General features: G+C 72.7%; 16 protein-coding genes. 11 read left to right on the forward strand and 5 right to left on the reverse strand.

What is annotated here, in order from left to right; translation table 11 throughout:
• Nucleotides 1-24 precede the first annotated feature (24 nt).
• The 3 genes from FB470_RS35050 (at nucleotide 25) to FB470_RS35060 (ending at nucleotide 3,401) form a co-directional block, all read left to right on the forward strand.
• Nucleotides 25-1,509: an LCP family protein gene (locus FB470_RS35050; protein ID WP_306998741.1), complete on the forward strand. Its 1,485-nt coding sequence runs from the start codon at nucleotides 25-27 to the stop codon at nucleotides 1,507-1,509.
• Nucleotides 1,510-1,611: 102 nt separating this feature from the next.
• A complete protein-coding gene (locus tag FB470_RS35055) occupies nucleotides 1,612-2,418 on the forward strand; it encodes a polysaccharide deacetylase family protein (protein WP_306998742.1) in 807 nt (268 codons plus the stop codon).
• A 62-nt stretch (nucleotides 2,419-2,480) separates the two neighbouring features.
• Entirely contained in the window at nucleotides 2,481-3,401 is a 921-nt protein-coding gene (locus FB470_RS35060; protein WP_306998744.1) for a DMT family transporter, read from the forward strand.
• Here the strand turns inward: FB470_RS35060 and FB470_RS35065 are convergent.
• On the reverse strand, nucleotides 3,379-4,980 hold the full coding sequence (locus FB470_RS35065) for an NRAMP family divalent metal transporter (RefSeq protein WP_306998746.1): 1,602 nt from the start codon (nucleotides 4,978-4,980) through the stop codon (nucleotides 3,379-3,381). The genes FB470_RS35060 and FB470_RS35065 overlap by 23 nt on opposite strands.
• Before the next feature lie 276 nt (nucleotides 4,981-5,256).
• A complete protein-coding gene (locus tag FB470_RS35070; RefSeq protein WP_306998748.1) occupies nucleotides 5,257-7,224 on the reverse strand; it encodes a GH25 family lysozyme in 1,968 nt (655 codons plus the stop codon).
• A 309-nt stretch (nucleotides 7,225-7,533) separates the two neighbouring features.
• On the opposite strand from FB470_RS35070, the gene FB470_RS35075 reads away from it, so the two are divergent.
• The 7 genes from FB470_RS35075 to FB470_RS35105 all read left to right on the forward strand — a co-directional run bounded on the left by FB470_RS35075 (nucleotide 7,534) and on the right by FB470_RS35105 (nucleotide 14,928).
• Complete coding sequence (locus FB470_RS35075; RefSeq protein WP_306998750.1) at nucleotides 7,534-8,442, forward strand: LysR substrate-binding domain-containing protein; 909 nt, start codon at nucleotides 7,534-7,536, stop codon at nucleotides 8,440-8,442.
• Nucleotides 8,443-8,516: 74 nt separating this feature from the next.
• Nucleotides 8,517-8,939: a RidA family protein gene (locus FB470_RS35080; protein ID WP_306998752.1), complete on the forward strand. Its 423-nt coding sequence runs from the start codon at nucleotides 8,517-8,519 to the stop codon at nucleotides 8,937-8,939.
• Complete coding sequence (locus tag FB470_RS35085) at nucleotides 8,936-9,601, forward strand: DUF1028 domain-containing protein (protein WP_306998754.1); 666 nt, start codon at nucleotides 8,936-8,938, stop codon at nucleotides 9,599-9,601. Before FB470_RS35080 ends, FB470_RS35085 begins: the two co-directional genes overlap by 4 nt.
• A complete protein-coding gene (locus FB470_RS35090) occupies nucleotides 9,601-10,740 on the forward strand; it encodes a M20 family metallopeptidase (RefSeq protein ID WP_306998755.1) in 1,140 nt (379 codons plus the stop codon). The genes FB470_RS35085 and FB470_RS35090 overlap by 1 nt, the downstream gene beginning before the upstream one ends.
• Nucleotides 10,740-12,146: an aspartate ammonia-lyase gene (locus FB470_RS35095; protein WP_306998757.1), complete on the forward strand. Its 1,407-nt coding sequence runs from the start codon at nucleotides 10,740-10,742 to the stop codon at nucleotides 12,144-12,146. The genes FB470_RS35090 and FB470_RS35095 overlap by 1 nt, the downstream gene beginning before the upstream one ends.
• A gap of 32 nt (nucleotides 12,147-12,178) precedes the next feature.
• Nucleotides 12,179-13,420 (forward strand): flavin-containing monooxygenase, encoded by a 1,242-nt coding sequence (locus FB470_RS35100; RefSeq protein WP_306998759.1) that lies wholly within the window; start codon nucleotides 12,179-12,181, stop codon nucleotides 13,418-13,420.
• A gap of 173 nt (nucleotides 13,421-13,593) precedes the next feature.
• Entirely contained in the window at nucleotides 13,594-14,928 is a 1,335-nt protein-coding gene (locus FB470_RS35105; RefSeq protein ID WP_306998761.1) for an MFS transporter, read from the forward strand.
• A gap of 204 nt (nucleotides 14,929-15,132) precedes the next feature.
• Here FB470_RS35105 and FB470_RS35110 read toward each other — a convergent pair whose 3' ends face one another.
• A complete protein-coding gene (locus FB470_RS35110) occupies nucleotides 15,133-15,378 on the reverse strand; it encodes a hypothetical protein (RefSeq protein ID WP_306998763.1) in 246 nt (81 codons plus the stop codon).
• 177 nt (nucleotides 15,379-15,555) lie between these two features.
• Here FB470_RS35110 and FB470_RS35115 point away from each other — a divergent pair, with 177 nt between their 5' ends.
• The gene (locus FB470_RS35115; protein ID WP_306998765.1) at nucleotides 15,556-16,725 is read left to right on the forward strand and encodes a sigma-70 family RNA polymerase sigma factor; all 1,170 of its coding nucleotides are present in this window, start codon (nucleotides 15,556-15,558) and stop codon (nucleotides 16,723-16,725) included.
• 97 nt (nucleotides 16,726-16,822) lie between these two features.
• Here FB470_RS35115 and FB470_RS35120 read toward each other — a convergent pair whose 3' ends face one another.
• On the reverse strand, nucleotides 16,823-18,007 hold the full coding sequence (locus tag FB470_RS35120; protein ID WP_306998766.1) for an NAD(P)/FAD-dependent oxidoreductase: 1,185 nt from the start codon (nucleotides 18,005-18,007) through the stop codon (nucleotides 16,823-16,825).
• Between the two features lie 84 nt (nucleotides 18,008-18,091).
• Nucleotides 18,092-19,036: an RNA polymerase sigma factor SigJ gene (gene sigJ, locus FB470_RS35125; protein WP_306998768.1), complete on the reverse strand. Its 945-nt coding sequence runs from the start codon at nucleotides 19,034-19,036 to the stop codon at nucleotides 18,092-18,094.
• Nucleotides 19,037-19,105: the final 69 nt, after the last annotated feature.

Below are 19,105 nucleotides of genomic sequence, written 5' to 3' on the forward strand. Positions count from 1 at the left end.
CGGGAGCGGACGAACGAGGGAGCGATGGCGGGCGGCAACAGGAAGCGGGGCGGGGTGCGGCGCCGCGGCGTGACGACGGCGAAGGTCGCGGTGGGCCTGGTCGCCGCGCTCGTGCTGGCCGCGGCCGGGTACGGGTGGGCGTCGCTCCACGGCCTGGTGTCCGGGCTGCGCGTCTCGCAGGCGCTGGCCGGTGAGGCGACCTCGTCCAATGGCGACACCAACATCCTCGTCATGGGCCTGGACTCCCGGCTGGACGAGAACGGCAACCCGCTGCCGCGCAGCATCTACGACGCACTGCACGCCGGGGACCAGCAGGACGGCGGCTACAACGCCAACGTGCTGATGCTGTTGCACGTCCCCGGCGACGGCAGCAAGGCCACCTCGATCTCCATCCCCCGCGACGACTACGTCGACCTGGCCGGCTGCCCGGACGAGCAGTGCAAGGGCAAGATCAAACAGGCCTACGGCCTGGCGTTCGACGCCCGCGCCAGGCAGCTGGCCGCCCAGGGCGTGACCGATCCCGCCCAGCGCGAACAGCAGGCGCGGGAGGCCGGCCGCAAGGCGGAGATCGACACCGTGCGCCAGTTCCTCGGCGGCGTCCCGATCGACCACTTCGTCGAGGTCACCCTGGTCGCGTTCTTCCAGATCGCCCAGGTCGTGCAACCCATCACGGTGTGCGTCGACGAGGACACCCAGGACAGCTACTCCGGGGCCGACTTCCACCGGGGACCGCAGCAGATCGACGCCCAGCAGGCGGTGGCGTTCGTCCGGCAGCGCCGCGACTACGTCCACCCGTCGCTGAACTTCACCGATCTGGACCGGGAACGCCGCCAGCAGGCGTTCATCGCCTCCCTGGCCTACCAGCTCAAACAGGCCGGCACCTTCGCCGACCCCGCCAAACTCCAGGGCATCCTGAACGTCGCCGAGCAGAACACCGCGGTGGACCAGGGCCTCGACCTGCTCGGCCTGGCGCGGCAGGCGTCCAGCCTCACCAGCGGGAACGTGACGTTCGTGACCCTGCCGATCGACCACTTCGGCAAGGACCCGGCCGGTGAGGACGTCAACATCGTCGACCTCGCCCGGGTCCGGGCCACGGTCGCACACCTGCTGGGCACCCCGGTCGCCCCGGCCGCGTACCGCAGCGCACCGGTGACCGTCGACGTGGTCGACGCCGCCGGCCGCGACGGGCTCGCGCGGCAGGTGGAGCAGGCGCTGTCCGGGCGCGGCTACAACACCGGCAGCACCACCACCGACACCCGCCACCTCGCTCGGTCGGTGATCTACTACGGCAGCGGCGAATCGGCGGCCGCCGCCGCGATCGCCGCCGCCCTCGGCGGGCTCCCGGCCGAGCCGGACGCCGATGTGCCCGCCGGGCACGTGCGGGTGGTGCTCGGCACCGCGTTCGCCCTGCCGGCCACGCCCTCGCCGTCGTCCACGGCACCGGCCCCGGGGGACTCCGCCGACCCCCTGCCGGCGCTCACCGGTGGCGGCATCCCGTGCGTCAAGTGAATGACCACAATGGTCCCAGCCGGACGGTCGCTGAGGGGACGCTGAGAACGCCGCCCGCCGGGGTCCACCGACCACGACGCGGCGATCATTAGAGTCGGCGCCATGCGCGAACCCCGGAACCCGATGGAACGCCGCGCCTTCTTCGGGATGCTGGCGCTGGGCGCGGCCACGGTCATCACCGGGTGTTCCAGCGACACCACCACACCCACGCCAGCGTCGGCCACCCCGCCGGCACCACCCAGCGGTACCGACCCGGACGTGCCGGCCGACACCGGCACCGGCGGTCCGACCCGCGTGCTGAGCAAGGGACCGGCCGCGGGACACCAGATCGCCCTCACCGTGGACGACGGCTACGACAACGCGGTGGTCGCCGGGTACGTCGCGTTCGCGCAGCGCACCGGGATCCACCTGACGTTCAGCCCCAACGGCCTGTACGCGCATGCCTGGGCACCGCACGCCGCCACGCTCAAACCGCTGATCGAGGCGGGCCAGGTGCAGATCATCAACCACACCTACAGCCACCACGACCTGCGCGCGATGACTGACGCCCAGATCCGCGCCGAGCTCGACCGCAACGACGAGTGGGTCAGCACCACCTTCGGCACCCGCACCACCCCCTACTACCGGCCGCCGTTCGGGTTCCACAACGCCCACGTCGACGGGATCGCCGCCGAGCTGGGCTACCGCAACACGGTGATGTGGAACGGCTCCTACGGCGATTCGAAACCCGTCACACCGGACTACCTGATGTCGCAGGCCCGCAGGTACCTGCAGCCCGGGACCATCCTGCTCGGCCACGCCAACCACCCCACGGTGCTCGGGCTGCTCGACCAGATCGCCGACCTCATCCGGGAACGCCACCTCACCCCGGTGACGTTGCGGGAGATGTTCCCGGCAGCCGACCACTGAAGCGGCCCGCTCGCGCGGGCGAAGGGCGTTTCGCTGGGCGGTGGGGCGGGAAAGTCAGCGGCGTGCACGCACCTCATCTCGGCGGGGTCGGCGCCTACACCGCCGGCACCGTGCTCGCGGTCGCCGCGGCCGTGTTGTTCGCCGTGGGTTCCGTGCTGCAGCACGAGGCCCTGTCCGGCCGGGCGGTCGAGCTGCGGGTCATGCTGCGGCGCCCGATGTGGCTCGGCGGGCAGGCCGCGACCGCCTCGGGCAGCCTCGTCCAGGTGGCCGCGCTGGCGCTGGCGCCGGTGTCGATCGTGCAGCCGCTGCTCGCCGGTGCGATGGTGATCGCGCTCGTCGTGCGGGCCGTGTGGGACCGCTGCCTGCCCCGCCGCGGGGAGGTGCTCGGCGCGGCGTGCACCGTGGGCGGGCTGACCGCGTTCCTGCTGACGGCGCGCCCGGCGCAGGGCCGCCCCGACCACCTGCCCAGCCCCGTCGCGGTGCTGGGTGTGGTCGCCGGGGTGGTGATCCTGATCGGGGCCGCCGCCCGCACCCGCCGCGGCGCCGCTCCGGCCGCCGTCGTGTGCGGCGTGTGTGCCGGGATCGCGGCCGGGTGCGGAGCCGTGCTGATCTCGGCCGCGTTCAAGCAGGCCGGCCACGACGGCAATCCCCTCACCAGCGTCGCGTTCTGGTTCCTCGTGGTCGCGGCGGTGGTGGCGGCTGTGGCGGCACAGGTCGGCAGCCAGCAGGCGTATTCACGGGGCGCGCTCGCGTGGTCCCTGCCGGCGCTGACCGTGCTCGATCCACTCGCCGCGATCCCCGCCGCGCGGCTGCTGCTCGGCGAGCGGCTCGAGCCCGGGCACGCCGCGGCGTGGGGACCGGCCGCGCTGGTCGCCGTCGTCGGCGTAGTGCTGCTGGCGCGCACGGGCGAGACGTGCCGCCGCCCGCTCCTGCGGCCGGGGGCCGGGGCCGCGGGACGGGTCAGCGCGCGGCGGCCACCGTGACGATCTTCACCACGACCAGCACCGTCGCGACCAGCAGGTAGCCGCGCAGCGCGGTCATCCCGGCGCGGCGCGCGGTGGACATGACCGGCCGCGGCAGGGTGTCCAGCGGCGGCATGCGCCAGCGGTCACGCCCGGTCCGGTCGACCACCGGCCCGCGCGTGCGGCGCAGCGCGGCGGCGCCGGCGGCGACCAGGCCGAGCGCGGCGCCGCCGGTCATGATCGCCTCGATCGTGCCCGCGGTGATGTCCGGGAACAGCACCGACACGGTGAGCACGAGCGACAGCACCACCAGCACCCCGGCCACCGCGGCGGTGAACAGGGTGGTGCGGCGGCTGTTCACCCACGGCCCGAGCACGGCCCGGTCGTTGCACAGCAGCAGCAGGAACACCGTCGCCGACGGCAGCAGCACCCCGGCCAGGGCTTGCACGCCTTCGGTGAGCAGCCCGAGCGGGGAGCCGGGGATCAGCACGATCACCGCGGCGGCGATCACGAGCCCGGCGTACACGGCGTAGAAGCCCCGGGCACCACGGACTCCGCGGTGCAGCGAGTGGTTGACGCCGAACACGTCGCCGATGGCGTACGCGGTGGACAGCGACACCGCGAACGCCCCGATGACCGACGCGTCGAGCAGCGCGACGGCGAACAACACCCCGGCGAGGTGCCCGGCGTGCGCGGCCAGGCCGTGCGCGACGCCCGCGGCGTCGGTGAACCCCCCGGAGATCGTCGCCGCCGAGCCCGTGATCGCCGCCGCACCCACGACGACCACGACGATGCCGATCCACAGGTCGGCCTTCTCGTAGCGCAGGAACCGCGGGGTGATGCGCTTGTCGATGACGTAGGACTGCTGGAAGAACAGCTGCCACGGGGCGACCGTGGTGCCGACGATCCCGATGATCAGCAGCATCACCGTGGACAGCCCGCCCGGGCCGCCCGGCAGCGCCGGAACCGCGAACCCGGTCAGCATGTCCGAAGGGGACGGATGCGCCAGCAGGTAGATCGGCACCAGCAGCAGCGACGCCGCGCACAGGGTGATCGCGATCCGCTCGAACCGGCGGAACGACCCGGTGAACGCCGAGGCGATGATCACCGCGGCGGCGAGGAGGACGGACGCGACCCGCGGCAGGCCGAGGTAGCCGGTGGCGAGGGTGATGCCGATGAACTCGGTGACCAGGGTCAGCGCGTTGAGCAGGAACAGGTCGATCACGCTGAACGCGCCCCAGAACCTGCCGAACCGGGCGAAGATCAGCCGGGCGTGCCCGACTCCGGTCACCGCGCCCAGGCGCAGCACCATTTCCTGGTTGACGTAGAGCACGGGAACGAGCAGCAACAGCGTCCACAGCAGGTGGGTGCCGTAGTCCTGGCCGGCCTGCCCGTAGGTGGCGAACGCACCGGCGTCGTTGTCGCCCACCATGACGATCAGGCCGGGACCGACGATCGCCAGCAGGGTCTTCAGCTTCGCGGACAGGCCACGGCGGGCGCCGTCGTCACCGGCGCGGATGGTGCCCAGCGCGCCGCGGATGTCACCGACGTGGGCGTCGTCGAGCACGGACGGACGGACCGGGACAGTGGTGCCGGACATGACGGGACCTCCTGACCCCCAGCACGTGGGGAGGTGGAGACACCCGGCGGATCAGCCCCGCGCGCGGCGAGGGGTCACCGGATGCCGGAAGGGTGCGAGGACACGCGGGAACCGGGCCTGCGACGGCCCGGACTACTGCAACTGCAATCCATGTCTCTCGCCTCCCTCCGGCACATCCACGCGGCGCGATTCCGCCGCGGTCACAAAACCCGGACCGACTATACGCATCCACGCGCCGGCGACCATCCGCGTGGGACCGCGATCACACGGTCAGTTTTAGCCGACCTGGACTGAGCCGTTCGCGCTGTACCAGGTGATGGTGCCGTTCTGGAAGTCGTTGCGGCGGCCGCCCGGAACGCCGTATTCGTCGCTCGTGGGATACCGCAGCGGGCTGGTCTCCCACCCGAGGGAGGCCCATTTGTCCCGGATCGCGCCGTACAGCGACCACGCCCCGGTGGCGCCGGTCCAGTAGATCGAGGCGCTGTTGGTGAAATGGTTGTAGCGACCGATTCCGTCCGGGGTGGTGGATTCGTCCGTGGTCGGGTAGCCGAGCCCGGTCTCCCAGCCCCGCGCGGCCCATTTCGACCGGATCGCGCCCTGGATCGCATGCGCACCACTGTTCGGCGACCAATAGATCGACGCCCCCGCAGCCAGACTGAAATGGTTGTAGCGACCCACTCCGTCCGGGGTGGTGGATTCGTCCGTCGTCGGGTAGCCGAGCCCGGTCTCCCACCCCAGCGCCGCCCATTTCGACCGAATCGCACCCTGGATCGCATGCGCACCACTGTTCGGCGACCAGTAGATCGACGCCCCCGCAGCCAGACTGAAATGGTTGTAGCGACCGACACCGTCCGGCGTGACCGATTCGTCCGTCGTCGGATAACCAAGCCCGGTCTCCCACCCCAGCGCCGCCCATTTCGACCGGATCGCACCCTGGATCGCATGCGCACCACTGTTCGGCGACCAGTAGATCGACGCCCCCGCAGCCAGACTGAAATGGTTGTAGCGGCCCACTCCGTCCGGCGTGGCCGTTTCGTCCGTCGTGGGGTAGCCGAGCTTCTGCTCCGCGCCCAGCGCGAGCCACTTCGTGCGGATGTCGCCGCCGACGAGGTGCGCGCCCGTGTTCGGGGTGTAGTAGAGCGAGGAACCGCCGAACGCGCTGTACTGGCCGGCGCCGTCGGAGGTGGCGGTGGTGTCGCTCGTGGGGAACCCGATGGCCGCGGGGCCGCCGAGTTGCCGGTAGCGGTCGAGGACCGGCCCGGTCACCGCGTGGGCACCGGTGCCCGGCGAGTAGAAGATCGTGCCGTGCTCGTAGTCCTGCCCCCACCCGGACGCGACGACGTACTCGCCGCCGACCGGTTGTCCCAGGCTGGAGCTGCTTCCGCCGAGCGCGGCGTAACGGGCCTGGATCTGGTCCGGGGTGTCCCCGGTGGTGAAGGTCGCGAGGTCGGTCGCCGAGCCGTTGAAGACGTCCTGGTCACCGGGGAAGGTGCCGGACGTCGCGTACTGGAAGAAGGTGTAGGCGCTCCACGAGGCGGGGATCGTCGGGGGGCCGCCGGCGTCGGAACTGCTCGGTGCGATCCACAGTGGATCGTTGCCGAACGCCGCCGAGTTCGCCGTGCAGGTGGACCACCACCCGTTGGTGGTGTAGATGACCGGCCACCTGTTGGTGCGGTCGTGGACCGTGGTGGCGAAGTCGCTGATCCACGCGGCGACCTGGGCCGGGGTGAGGTTGTAGCACCAGCCGGCCCAGTCCGCCGTGCCGTACGGGTTGTACTCGATGTCCAGCACCGGCGGCAGGGTCCGGCCGTCGGCGACCCAGCCGCCGCCGTGCGCGAGGAAGAACGTGGCTTGCGCCGCCCCGCTGGAGTCGCTCGGCAGGGCGAAGTGGTAGGCGCCCCGGGCGAGTCCCGCGTTCGCCGAACCGCTGTAGTTGGCGGCGAACTGCGGATCGGTGTAGCCGGTGCCCTCGGTCGCCTTCAGGTACGCGAACTTCGCCCCGTTCGCCGCCGCCGCGGCCCAGTCCACCGCGCCCTGGTAGTGCGAGACGTCCAGACCGGGCGTCCCGGCCGGCGCGGTGGTCGCCTGGGTGGCCGCGAAGGGCCGCGCCGCCGTCGGCGAATGTCCGGTGGATCCGGCGAAATCGGTGTCCGGGTGGGCCGGCCCCGTCGCACCGCTTGCCACGGCGGGCACCGGCCCGGCCACCACGAGGGCGAACACCACGAGCGCACGCGTCCAGCGCACGGCGACCTCCACGAGGAACGGGAATCCGAGTTCGACCGAACGCGGCGATCGGAACCCTAAACCGTCCCCGGTCCACTGTGGAAATCGGACACCCCACGGCCGTCAGGGAAACACCGGACGGTCGGAAACTTCCCGACAGCGACGGCCGGAACCCTGCTCCGAACGGAGCAGTGGATCGTGGCATTCGGGGTCCTTTGAGGACCGCCCGCCGCGGATCGGTCCCGGTTCGCCCGCGGTGACCGGCGCGACGCCGCGCGTCCCGGCGTGGTTCGCTCTGCGCCGGGCGGCGACGCGAGGCAGGATGACGCGGTGAGCGAGCCGTCCTTCACCCTCGTCCAGCTGCGCTACTTCGAGGCGGCCGCGCGGCACCTGAGCATGACCGCCGCCTCGCGGGAGCTGCTGGTGTCGCAGTCGGCGGTCTCCACCGCGATCGCCCAGCTCGAGCGTGAGCTCGGGGTGCAGCTGCTGCTGCGCCACCACGCCCGCGGGCTCAGCCTCACCACCGCCGGGCAGGCGTTCCACCAGCGCGTCCTGGACTTCCTCGCGCACGGGGCCGAGCTGGTGGAAGCCGCCCGGCAGGCGGGCACCGAGCTGGTGGGCCCGCTGACCATCGGCTGCTTCACCACCCTCGCGCCGTTCCGCCTGCCCGGCCTGCTCGCCGAGTTCGAGAACCGCCACCCGCAGGTGCGCGTGTCGTTGCGGGAGGGCGAGCACTCGGCCCTGAAGGCGGCGCTGCGCAGCGGCGAGTGCGAGGTCGCCCTGCTCTACGGCTACGACCTCGACGACGACATCGACCGCGAGGTGGTCGACACCGCACCGCCCTACGTGCTGGTCTCCCCCGGCCACCGCCTGGCCGCGCGGAAGGAGGTCGCGCTCGCCGACCTGGCGGGCGAGCCGATGGTGCTGCTCGACCTGCCGCACAGCCGCGAGTACCTGCAGTCGGTGCTGCGCGGTGCCGGTGTGGAACCGCAGATCCGCCACCGCACCACCGGCTACGAGACCGTGCGGGCACTCGTCGCGCACGGCCACGGTTTCGCGTTGCTGAACCAGCGCCCGCCCGCCGAATCGACCTACGCGGGTGAGCGCGCCGTTCCGCTCGCCCTGACCGACGACGTCGCGTCGCTCGAGATCGTCGTCGCCTGGATGCGCGGGGTGCGCCTGACCCGGCGGGCCCAGGAGTTCGTGACGCTGTGCCGGCAGCTGTACGCCCACCGGTAGCATCGCCAAAACTGATCCAATAGGGCAAAAACATCTGTTGGACAGAACCTCGGGGTGAGCCGCACGCTGAACCGATGACCGTCCACCAGCGAATCCGGCCGTTCAACACACGCGACACCTACCCGGAGCAGAACCTCGACAACGACCTGTGCCAGGCGGTCGTGGCCAACGGCACCGTCTACGTCCGCGGGCAGATCGGGCAGGACCTCGACACCAGCGAATCCGTCGGCATCGGCGACGCGGCGGCGCAGGCCGAGCAGGCGATGGCGAACATCAAGATGCTGCTCGAGGAAGCCGGCAGCCGGATGGAACACCTGGTCAAGCTGACGATCTACCTGATCGACCCGCGCTACCGCGAGGCCGTCTACCGGGTCGTCGGCGCGTGGACCCGGGGCGTGCACCCGATCTCGACCGGTGTCGTCGTCTCCGCGCTGGCCCGGCCGGAGTGGCTGTGCGAGATCGACGCCATCGCCGTCATCCCCGAGGGGGAACGATGACCTTCTCGCTGGTGGCCCGCGACGGCGACCGGTTCGGGATCGTCGCCAGCTCGTCCAGTCCGGCCGTCGTGGCCCGGGTCGCGCACCTGCGCCCGGGTGTCGGGGCGGCCGCCTCGCAGAACGTCACCGACCCCCGGCTCGGCACGAAGCTGCTCGACCGGCTCGCCGAGCACGGCGACGCCGGACGCGCACTGTCCGAAGTGACCGGTTCGGCCGAGAACATCGGCTACCGGCAGCTGACCGTCCTGGGCCGCACCGGTCCCGGGGTCGCCTACAGCGGCGCGAAGACGCTGGGCACCCACGCGACGGCGACCACCGACGGCGCCGTGGCGGCGGGCAACATGCTGTCCGGCGCGCACATCCCCGAGGTGATGCTCGACGCCTTCGCCGCCGCCACCGGCCAGCTGGAGGAGCGGCTCGTCGCCGCGCTGCGGGCGGCCGTCGCCGCCGGCGGCGAGGAGGGCCCGGTGCGCTCGGCGGGCCTGGTCGTCGTGGCCGATGTCGACTGGCCGGTCACCGACCTGCGGGTGGACTGGGCCGACGACCCGGCCGACCGCCTGGCCGAGGTGCTCGACGTGTGGTTGCCCCAGCGCGACGACTACGTCCGCCGCGGCCTCGACCCGGCCGCCGCGCCCTCCTACGGCGTGCCCGGGGACCGGTGATGACGGCGCTGAAGGCCGCCGCCCGCGAGCGCATCGAACGGCACGCCGGCGAGCTGATCGGGTTGTCCGAACGGCTGCACGCCGATCCCGAGACGGCCTGGGAGGAGCACCGGGCCGCGGCGATGGTCCCGGAGCTGCTCGACCGGGCCGGGTTCGCGGTGACCTCGGCCTACCTCGGCCTGGCCACCGCGTTCCACGCCCGGTTCGGCAGCGGCCCGACCCGGATCGCGCTGTGCGCCGAGTACGACGCGCTCCCCGGTCTCGGGCACGCCTGCGGCCACAACCTCATCGCGGCGAGCAGCGTCGGCGCCGCGCTGGGCCTGGCCGCGGTCGCCGACGAAGCCGGGCTCACCGTCGAGGTGTACGGCACGCCCGCCGAGGAGGGCGGGGGCGGCAAGATCGAGATGCTCGACCGCGGCGCCTTCGCGGGCGTGGACCTCGCCATGATGGTCCACCCCGCGCCGGTCGACGTCGCCGAGGCGCGGCCGTTCGCGGTGAGCCATTCGAAGATCTCCTACACCGGCCGGTCCGCGCATGCCGCGGCGTACCCGGAGGCCGGGATCAACGCCGCTGACGCGTTCACCGTCGCGCAGGTCGCGATCGGGCTGCTCCGCCAGCAGCTGCCGTCCTCGGCGCGCGTGCACGGCGTCGTCACGCACGCGGGCGACGCGCCCAACGCGATCCCCGAGCGCGCCACCGGCCGCTGGTACGTGCGGGCGGAGACGCTGGCGGAACTGGCCGAACTCGAACCGCGCGTGATGCGCGCGTTCGAGGCGGGCGCACTGGCGACCGGCTGCGAGCTGGCGGTCGAGCCGGAGAGCAAGCCCTACGCCGAGTTCCGCGCGGACGAGACGGCACTGGCCGACTACCGCGCGAACGCCCTGGCGCTCGGCCGCGAGTTCGCCCCGCCGGGCACCGCCGCCCGGATGAACCGCGCCTCGACCGACATGGGCAACGTCTCCCAGGTCGTCCCGGCGATCCACCCCTACATCGGCATCGGGTCCCTGCCCGCGACCAACCACCAGCGCGAGTTCGCCGCGTTCTGCGTCGGCGCCACCGCGCAGCGGGCCCTCCAGGACGGCGCCGTGGCACTCGCCTGGACCGGGCTCGACCGCGCGGCCCGGCGGGAGGCGCGCTGATGGGCCGGCCCTTCCGGACCGAGCACGACCTGCTCGGCGAGATCAGCGTGCCCGCCGGGGCCTACTACGGCGCCCACACCGCGCGAGCGCTGGTCAACTTCCCGATCACCGGCGAGACGCTGGCCGCCCGGCCGCACCTGATCGCCGCGCTCGCCACGGTGAAGCAGGCGGCGGCCGCGGCCAACGCCGAACTCGGGGCGCTCGACCAGCGCCGGGCCGGCGCCATCCAGGCCGCCTGCGCCGAGATCCGCGCCGGGGCGCTGCGGGAGGAGTTCGTGGTCGACCTGATCCAGGGCGGCGCGGGCACCTCGACGAACATGAACGCCAACGAGGTGATCGCCAACCGGGCCCTCGAACTGCTCGGCCACGACCGCGGCGACTACGCCGTGGTGCACCCGCTCGACCACGTCAACCTGGGCCAGAGCACCAACGACGTCTACCCCACCGCGGTCAAGCTCGCCCTCGACCGCTACCTCGCCGGCTTGCTCGGCGCACTCGGCGATCTCCGCGGAGCCTTCGCCGCCAAGGCGTCGGAGTTCGCGGACGTGCTGAAGATGGGCCGCACGCAGCTGCAGGACGCGGTGCCGATGACGCTCGGCCAGGAGTTCGCGGCCTTCGCCGCGACCCTCGCCGAGGACGAACAGCGCCTCGCGGAGGCACGGCTGCTGCTGCACGAGCTCAACCTCGGCGGCACCGCGATCGGCACCGGGCTCAACGCCCGCCCCGGCTACCGCGACCTCGCGGTCGGGCACCTCCGGTCACTCACCGGCATCGCCACGCTGGTGTCCGCGCCGGACCTGGTCGAGGCCACCGCCGACGTCGGCGTGTTCGTGCAGCTGTCCGGTGTGCTCAAACGGGTCGCGGTGAAGCTGTCGAAGATCTGCAACGACCTGCGCCTGCTGTCCTCCGGTCCGCAGGCGGGGTTCGGTGAGATCACCCTGCCCGCGCGGCAGGCGGGTTCGTCGATCATGCCCGGCAAGGTCAACCCGGTGATCTGTGAGGCGGTCAACCAGATCGCGTTCGAGATCATCGGTCACGACGTCACCGTCACCCTCGCGGCCGAGGGCGGGCAACTGCAGCTCAACGCCTTCGAACCGATCATCGCGCGCGCCCTGACCGCCGGGCTCGGCCACCTCACCGCGGGCCTGGGCGTCCTCACCGAGCACTGCGTGCGCGGCATCACCGCCCACCGCGAACACCTCGCCGCCACCGTCGCCGCCTCCACCGGGCTGGTGACCGCGCTCGGTCCCGCGCTCGGCTACGAGACCGCGAGCGCCCTCGCCCTGGAAGCGCACCGCACCGGCCGCCCGGCGCTGGAGCTGGTGCGCGAACGGGGACTGCTCACCGAAGACCGCCTGCGCGCCTTGACCACCCCCGAGGCGCTCACCGGCAGGCGCAGCGCCTGACCGTCCACACTCGACAGAACTGGAGTTGTCCGATGCCGAGCGAAGAAGTCGACGTCCTCGTCGTGGGTGCCGGCCAGGCCGGCCTCGCCATGAGCGAGCACCTGAGCGACTGCGGTGTGCCGCACCTGGTCCTGGAACGGCACCGGATCGCCGAACGCTGGCGGTCGGAGCGGTGGGACTCGCTGGTCGCGAACGGGCCCGCGTGGCACGACCGCTTCCCCGGCCTGGAGTTCGGCGACCTGGCCCCGGACGCGTTCGCGTCGAAGGACCAGATCGCCGACTACTTCGAGGCCTACGCGGAGAAGATCGCCGCGCCCGTCCGGACCGGGGTCGAGGTGCGGTCCGTGCGCCGCCACGCCGGACGGCCCGGTTTCCACGTGCGGACCTCGCAGGGCTCGATCGACGCCCGGTTCGTCGTCGCCGCCACCGGGCCGTTCCAGCGGCCGGTGGTGCCACCGATCGTGCCCGGCGAGGCCGGGCCTGCGCAGATCCACTCCAGCTCCTACAAGAACCCGGAGCAGCTGCCGGACGGCGCCGTGCTCGTGGTCGGGGCCGGGTCGTCCGGGGTGCAGATCGCCGAGGAACTGCACCGGTCGGGACGGCGGGTCTACCTGTCCGTGGGCCCGCACGACCGGCCGCCGCGCCGGTACCGCGGGCGCGACTTCTGCTGGTGGCTCGGGGTGCTCGGCAAGTGGGACGCCGAAACCCCGCCGAGGGGCGCGGAACACGTGACCATCGCCGTCAGCGGCGCGCGCGGCGGCCACACCGTCGACTTCCGCGCCCTCGCCGCGCTCGGCATCACCCTCGTCGGCCGGACCGGCTCCTACGCGGACGGGACGATCCACTTCAGACCGGACCTGGGCGCCAACATCGCGGCCGGTGACGCGAACTACCTGTCGCTGCTGGACGAAGCCGACGCCTACGTCGAGCGCAACGGCCTGGACCTGCCGGAGGAACCCGAAGCGCGCGAGCTGGGACCCGACCCGGCGTGCGTGACCGACCCCCTGCTCGAACTCGACCTGGCCGCCGCCGGAGTCGGCTCGATCGTGTGGGCGACCGGGTTCGCCGTCGACTACGGCTGGCTGCAGGTCGACGCGTTCGACGAGAACGGCAAGCCGGAGCACCGGCGCGGGGTGTCCACCGAGCCGGGTGTGTACTTCCTGGGACTGCCGTGGCTGGCGCGCCGCGGATCGAGCTTCATCTGGGGGGTGTGGCACGACGCCAAGTTCGTCGCCGACCACATCACCACCCAGCGCAACTACCTGCGGTACTGAAAACCCGCGCCCCGGCGCGTGAATTCGCTGTTTCGCCCCTGTTGTCGCCGGACAACGCGGCAGATCCACCGCTTTGCATCACCGTTTCCGATGCATTGTTTCGTCTATTTCTTCTTGTTCGATGCGGTGCCGGCTCCTAGCGTCATCGCGAGAACTGGCCCGAGGAGGCACCCATGACCCGATCCGACTCACCTCCCGTCGAGGAGCTGACCGCGGCGCTCGCCGATCCGGCGACGCTGCGCCGCAGCGTCGCGGCCGGCGCCGTCGGGGTCTTTGTCCACTGGTTCGACTGGGCCGCCTACGCCTACCTCGCCAGCACCATCGCCGCGGTCTTCTTCCCGGCGGAGAACAGCACCGCCGGCCTGCTCGCGGTGTTCGGGGTGTTCGCGGTCTCCTTCGGCATCCGCCCGATCGGCGCGCTGGTGTTCGGCCCGCTCGGCGACCGCGTCGGCCGCAAGCGGACGCTGTCGGTCGTCATCTTCATGATGTCCGGGGCGACGCTGGTGATCGGGCTGCTGCCCGGCTACTCGACGCTCGGGATCGCGGCGCCGGTGCTGCTGGTGGTCCTGCGCCTGTTGCAGGGCTTCGCGGCGGGCGGTGAGTTCGGCAGCGCGGCGAGCTTCCTCGCCGAGTACGCACCCCGCCGTCGCCGCGGGTTCGGGGTCAGCTGGCTGGAAGTCGGTTCCCTGCTGGGATTCCTCGCCGGGTCGTTCGTGTTCCTCCTGTTGTCGCTGGGACTGTCGGACGCGCAGCTCACCTCGTGGGGCTGGCGGATCCCGTTCCTCATCGCCGCACCGCTGGGCATCATCGGCTTCGTCATCCGCAACAAGATCGAGGACACCCCGGAGTACCGCGCCCTCGAGGCGACCGACAACGTGCCGCGCAGCCCGGTGCGGGAACTGTTCCGCCACAACAAGAAGCAGCTGCTGCAGGCCGCCGGCCTGATGACGATGATGCACGTGCCGTTCTACGCGGTGCTGACCTACCTGGTCACCTACGAGACCGATCACCTGGGCCACTCCGCGGGCAGCGCCGCGTTGCTGTCCACGGTGATCTCGCTGGTGGGTCTCGTCCTGGTGCCCGGGTTCGGCCGGCTCTCCGACCGCGTGGGCCGGCGGCCGGTCCTCATCGGAGCGGGCGTGGCGCTGTTCGTCCTGGCGACGCCCGCGTTCCTGCTGATGCGCACGGGCCTGGCCGGCACCTGGGTGGCCGCGCTCGCGCTGGGCGTCATCCTCGCCGCGATCCTGGGGACCTACGCGGTGTGGTCGGCGGAGATCTTCCCGACCCGCACCCGCCAGGGCGGGCTCTCGATCGCGTACAACCTGACGGCGGCGCTGTTCGCAGGCACCGTCCCGTACGTCATGACCGTCCTGATCTCCGCGACCGGCACCACACTGGTGCCCGGGCCCTACCTCATGGTGGCGGCGGTCATCGGGCTGGTGGCGGCGTTCTCGATGCGCGAGACCGTGGGCACGCCCCTGCTGCGGGCCGAGGACCTCGACGGGTAGCCGCCGGGATCACGCGGGGGGCGGCGTGGTCACCGCAGGGACGGATCGTCCGCCGGGAGCTGCGTGTCCTCGGGCTGGGTGTCGGTGGGGCGGTGCTGGTGCTCCGTGGACCTGCGATGCCGGCCACCGGAGCCGTCCGGGCGATCTTGCCGCAGTCGCGACGCCTCCCACCGGCCGTCACGGTCGCGGTCTTCGGCGTGGTGCCTACCCATGGGCGCCCGGCTCCGCACGCTGCGGGGTGCGGACGTCGACGACGGTGTCGGCGCGGACCCAGTCGGGGTCCTGGTCCCCGGGTTTTCCGTCGACCTGAACCGGTACCCACGTGGTGTCGGTGCCGGGGTCGAACACGGGCGTGCCGGCGACCACGCCGCGCCGGCAGAGCCGCCGTGTGGTGTCGTCCGGCTCGCCGGGCAGGTAGATGACCTGGCAGCCGACGTCGAACTCCGGCATCGCGCCCACCTCCGTCACAGTCTCGGCTTGCACCTTCGCTCACTGGTGGCAGTCCCGCCGGACCGTCCGATGACGGGGTCCGGCGGGATTCCCCCCACCCGGGGGAGGTTGCGGCCGCGTAATGAGCTCCTCGTCGCGGCGTCTCACCGCAAACGCCCCGACCGAGGAGGAGGCCCAGTGGCGGGGGACGGCGACATCGACGCCGAGCTGATCGAGGCGGTCCGCGCCGGCGACGTGCTCGCCTACGACCGGCTGTTCCGGCGTCACCTGCCGGCGGCGCGCCGGGTGGCGTCGATGGTGTGGCGGGACCGGTCCGAGGTCGACGACCTCGTCGCCGAGTCGTTCCTGCGGGTCTTCGCGGCGATCCGGGACGGCAAGGGACCGGCCGGGCGGTTCCGGCCCTACCTGCTGGTCACGCTGCGGAACCTCGCCCTGGACTGGGGACGGCGCCGCGACCGGTGCGACGCGGCGGCCGCCGACCGGGAGGACGGCGCGCCCGGCGTGGAGGAGATCGTGGTCGACCGGCTGACCGGCGAGGTCGCGCTGGCGGCCTTCCGGACTCTGCCCGCGCGCTGGCGCTACGTCCTGTGGCACATCGAACTGGCCGGCACCTGGCCCGGGCAACTGGCCGGCGAGCTCGGCCTGAGCCCCAACGGTGTCGCGGCGCTGGCGGCGCGCGCCCGGGAGGGTCTGCGGCAGGCGTTCCTGCAGGCCCACGTCCCCGCGGCGAGCGCGCCGGAGTGCCGCGAGGTGCGACGGCGGCTGGCGGCGTGGACCCGTGCCGACGTCACCGACCGCCAGCGCCGGGTGATCGCCACGCACCTGGAGGGCTGCCCGGAGTGCCGCCGGGTCGCCGCGCTGCTGGACAACGTCAACAGCGGGTTGCCCGCACTGGCTCTGGTCCCCCTGCTCGGACGGCTGCCGCTCTCCGCCGTCGCGGGGGGAGGCGGGGTGACCACACTGTCCAAGGTGGCCGCGGCGGTGACGCTCGCGGCGGTGACGGTCACCGCCGCGCCGGCCGTGCCCCTGGGAACGCCCTCCGCCAGGCCCGGGCCCCGGGTCGCGGCCGCGGCGCCGACGGTGCCGGTCTCCGCGCAGGCGGTGCCGGTCGCCGGGCAGCCCGTGCTGTCCCCCGGGCAGGTGCTGCCGGCCGAAGGCGGCGTGTCGCCGGCCGTTCCGGTGGCGGCCCAGCCCGACGACCAGGGCCGTCACCGGGGAGCGGAGGCCCGGTCGAAGACGGGCGGTTCCGCGCACGCCCCGGGACGACCGAAGGCCGCGAACCCCGATCGACCGCGGAAGGCGTACCGGCCGCTTCCGGGCCGGGCCAAGGGCACGCCGAAGAGGTGAGGCCTCGCGCTGGTCCCTGCGCTCACAGGTCCCACCGCAATGCGGCGCGCCCAGGCGCCCGTTCCGCAGTGATCTGCTGTGCCGGGTACCGGTGGTGTCACACGGTGATCGCGTGTGGCTCGTCGGCCCGCACGGTGCGACGACGGCGGGTCGGGAGCATCGACGTCGGGTGGGAGATGCTCCAGGCCGCGGTCCGGCAGATCATCTCCTTCAGGCGTGCGGCCGTCCGGCCGGTGACGGCGGACGGTTTGGGCTCATCGTCCGGGGTCACCCACTGCACGACGGCGTCCCGGCGGCCGAGGCTGACGCACTGGGCGGTGTAGCCGATCTTGTTCGGGGGGACCCGACCTCCGGTCAGGCGGGCGGCGATGGCGTCGGCCGCCAGGTGGGCCATGGGGACCCCGGCGGCGCAGGACATGCGCAGTGGTGCGCCGCTCGCGCCCGGTGCGAGCGCGGCATCACCGACGGCGTAGACGTCGGGGTGCGAGACGGACCGCATCGTGTCGTCGACCACGATCTGCCCCGTCGGGGAAACCCGCAGGGTCGTGGCCGCGGCGATGGGGTGGACGGTGAAGCCGGCCGCCCAGACGGTCACCTGCGCCGGGAGCGTGCGCCCGTCGGCGGTGACCACGCCGGCCGGTTCGACGCGGGCGATGCCGGTGTGCTCGTGCAGGGTGATGCCGAGCCGGTCGAACACCGTGCGCAGGTGGCGCTGGGCCTTCTCGCTCAGCCAGTCGCCGGCGCCGCCGCGGGCGGCGAGTGCGACGGCGAGGTCCGGCCGGGCTTCGGCGATCTCGGTGGCGGCTTCGATGCTGGTCAGGCCACCCCCGACGACGAGCACGGTTCCGCCCGCGGCGAGGTCGGCCAGACGGGCGCGCAGGCGCAGCGCGGCGTGCTTCCCGGCGAGGTGGTGGGCGTTCTCGGCGACGCCGGGAACGCCGCAGTCGGCGGCGGTGCTGCCGAGGGCGTACACGAGCGTGTCGTAGGCGATCTCGCCGGGGCGGTCGGCGTCGACGACGGCGACGGTCCTGCGTTCGACGTCGACGGCGGTGACCTGCGCAATCCGCACCTGCACGCCGGTGCCCGCGAAGACGTCGGCCAGCGGGCGGGGCTTCAGGTCCTGGCCGGTCGCGAGCTGGTGCATGCGGACGCGCTCGACGAACTCGGGGTCGGCGTTGACGAGGGTGACCTCGGTGTCGGCGGGGTGCAGCCGCTTGGCCAGGCGCGCGGCGGCGTTGGCTCCGGCGTATCCGGCTCCGAGGACGACGATGCGGTGCTTCATGGCTCCCTCACTCCTGTCTGGCGGGTGTCGCTCCCTGAACCGGACAGCGGGGCGGAACCTGACAGCAGCGGGGTATGACCTGGGTCACCAGTCGCCGGGGAGTGGTTCCCCGTGTTCGGACACCGCCCAGCGGCGGGTCGCGCGGTCGAGTTTGCCGGGGTTCGCCTGGGCGTGGACGGCCGCGATGCCATCGGCGGTCACGTCCAGCGAGAACACTCCGACGACCCGGTCGCCGACCACCATCACCAGCGCGGGCACGCCGTTGGCGACCGCGGCGAACAGGTCGGGGCGGCCGCCGATCATCTCCCACTTGGCCTCGGTGGGTGTGAACAGCGTGCGCAGGAACCTCGCCACCCGCAGGGCACCGGTGATCGGCTGAGGCACCGAGAAGACCACGCCGCCACCGTCGCCGACGCTGATGGCGTCGTCGGTCAGCATCCTGATCAGGGAGTCGGTCTTGCCGCTGAGTGCCGCGGCGAGGAATTCCTGGACGATCTCGCGGGCCGCGGCCGCATCCACCGCGACCCGGCGACGGCCGGCGGCCAGGTGCTGCTTGGCGCGCCGGTAGATCTGCTGGCAGTTCGGCTCGGTGAGGTCGAGCACCTCGGCGATCTCGCCGTGCGAGTAGCCGAACGCCTCGCGCAGCACGTACACGACCCGTTCCTTGGCCGAGAGCCGCTCCATCAGCGTGAGCATCGCGATCGAGACCGATTCCCGCTGCTCGACGGTTTCGGACGGACCGAGCATCGGGTCCCCGGCGAAGACCGGCTCGGGCAGCCACTGGCCCACGTAGGTCTCCCGCCTGGCCCGCGCCGAGGTGAGCCGGTTCAGGCAGACGTTGGTGAGCACCTTGGTCAGCCACGCTTCGGGCGTCTCGACGCGCGCCCGGTCGGCGGACTGCCAGCGCAGGAACGTGTCCTGCACCGCGTCCTCGGCGTCGGTCGCCGAGCCCAGCAGGCGGTACGCGATCGCCTCCAACCGCGCCCTGGCCCGCTCGAACACCTCGACCTCGTGCGCAGCGACCGACATGGTGCGAACCTACCGTCCACGGTCCGGCGTGGTCAGCTACGGCCGGCCGGGCGTGGCCGGACTGCCACC

The organism is Amycolatopsis thermophila, from assembly GCF_030814215.1.
GTDB lineage: Bacteria > Actinomycetota > Actinomycetes > Mycobacteriales > Pseudonocardiaceae > Amycolatopsis_E > Amycolatopsis_E thermophila.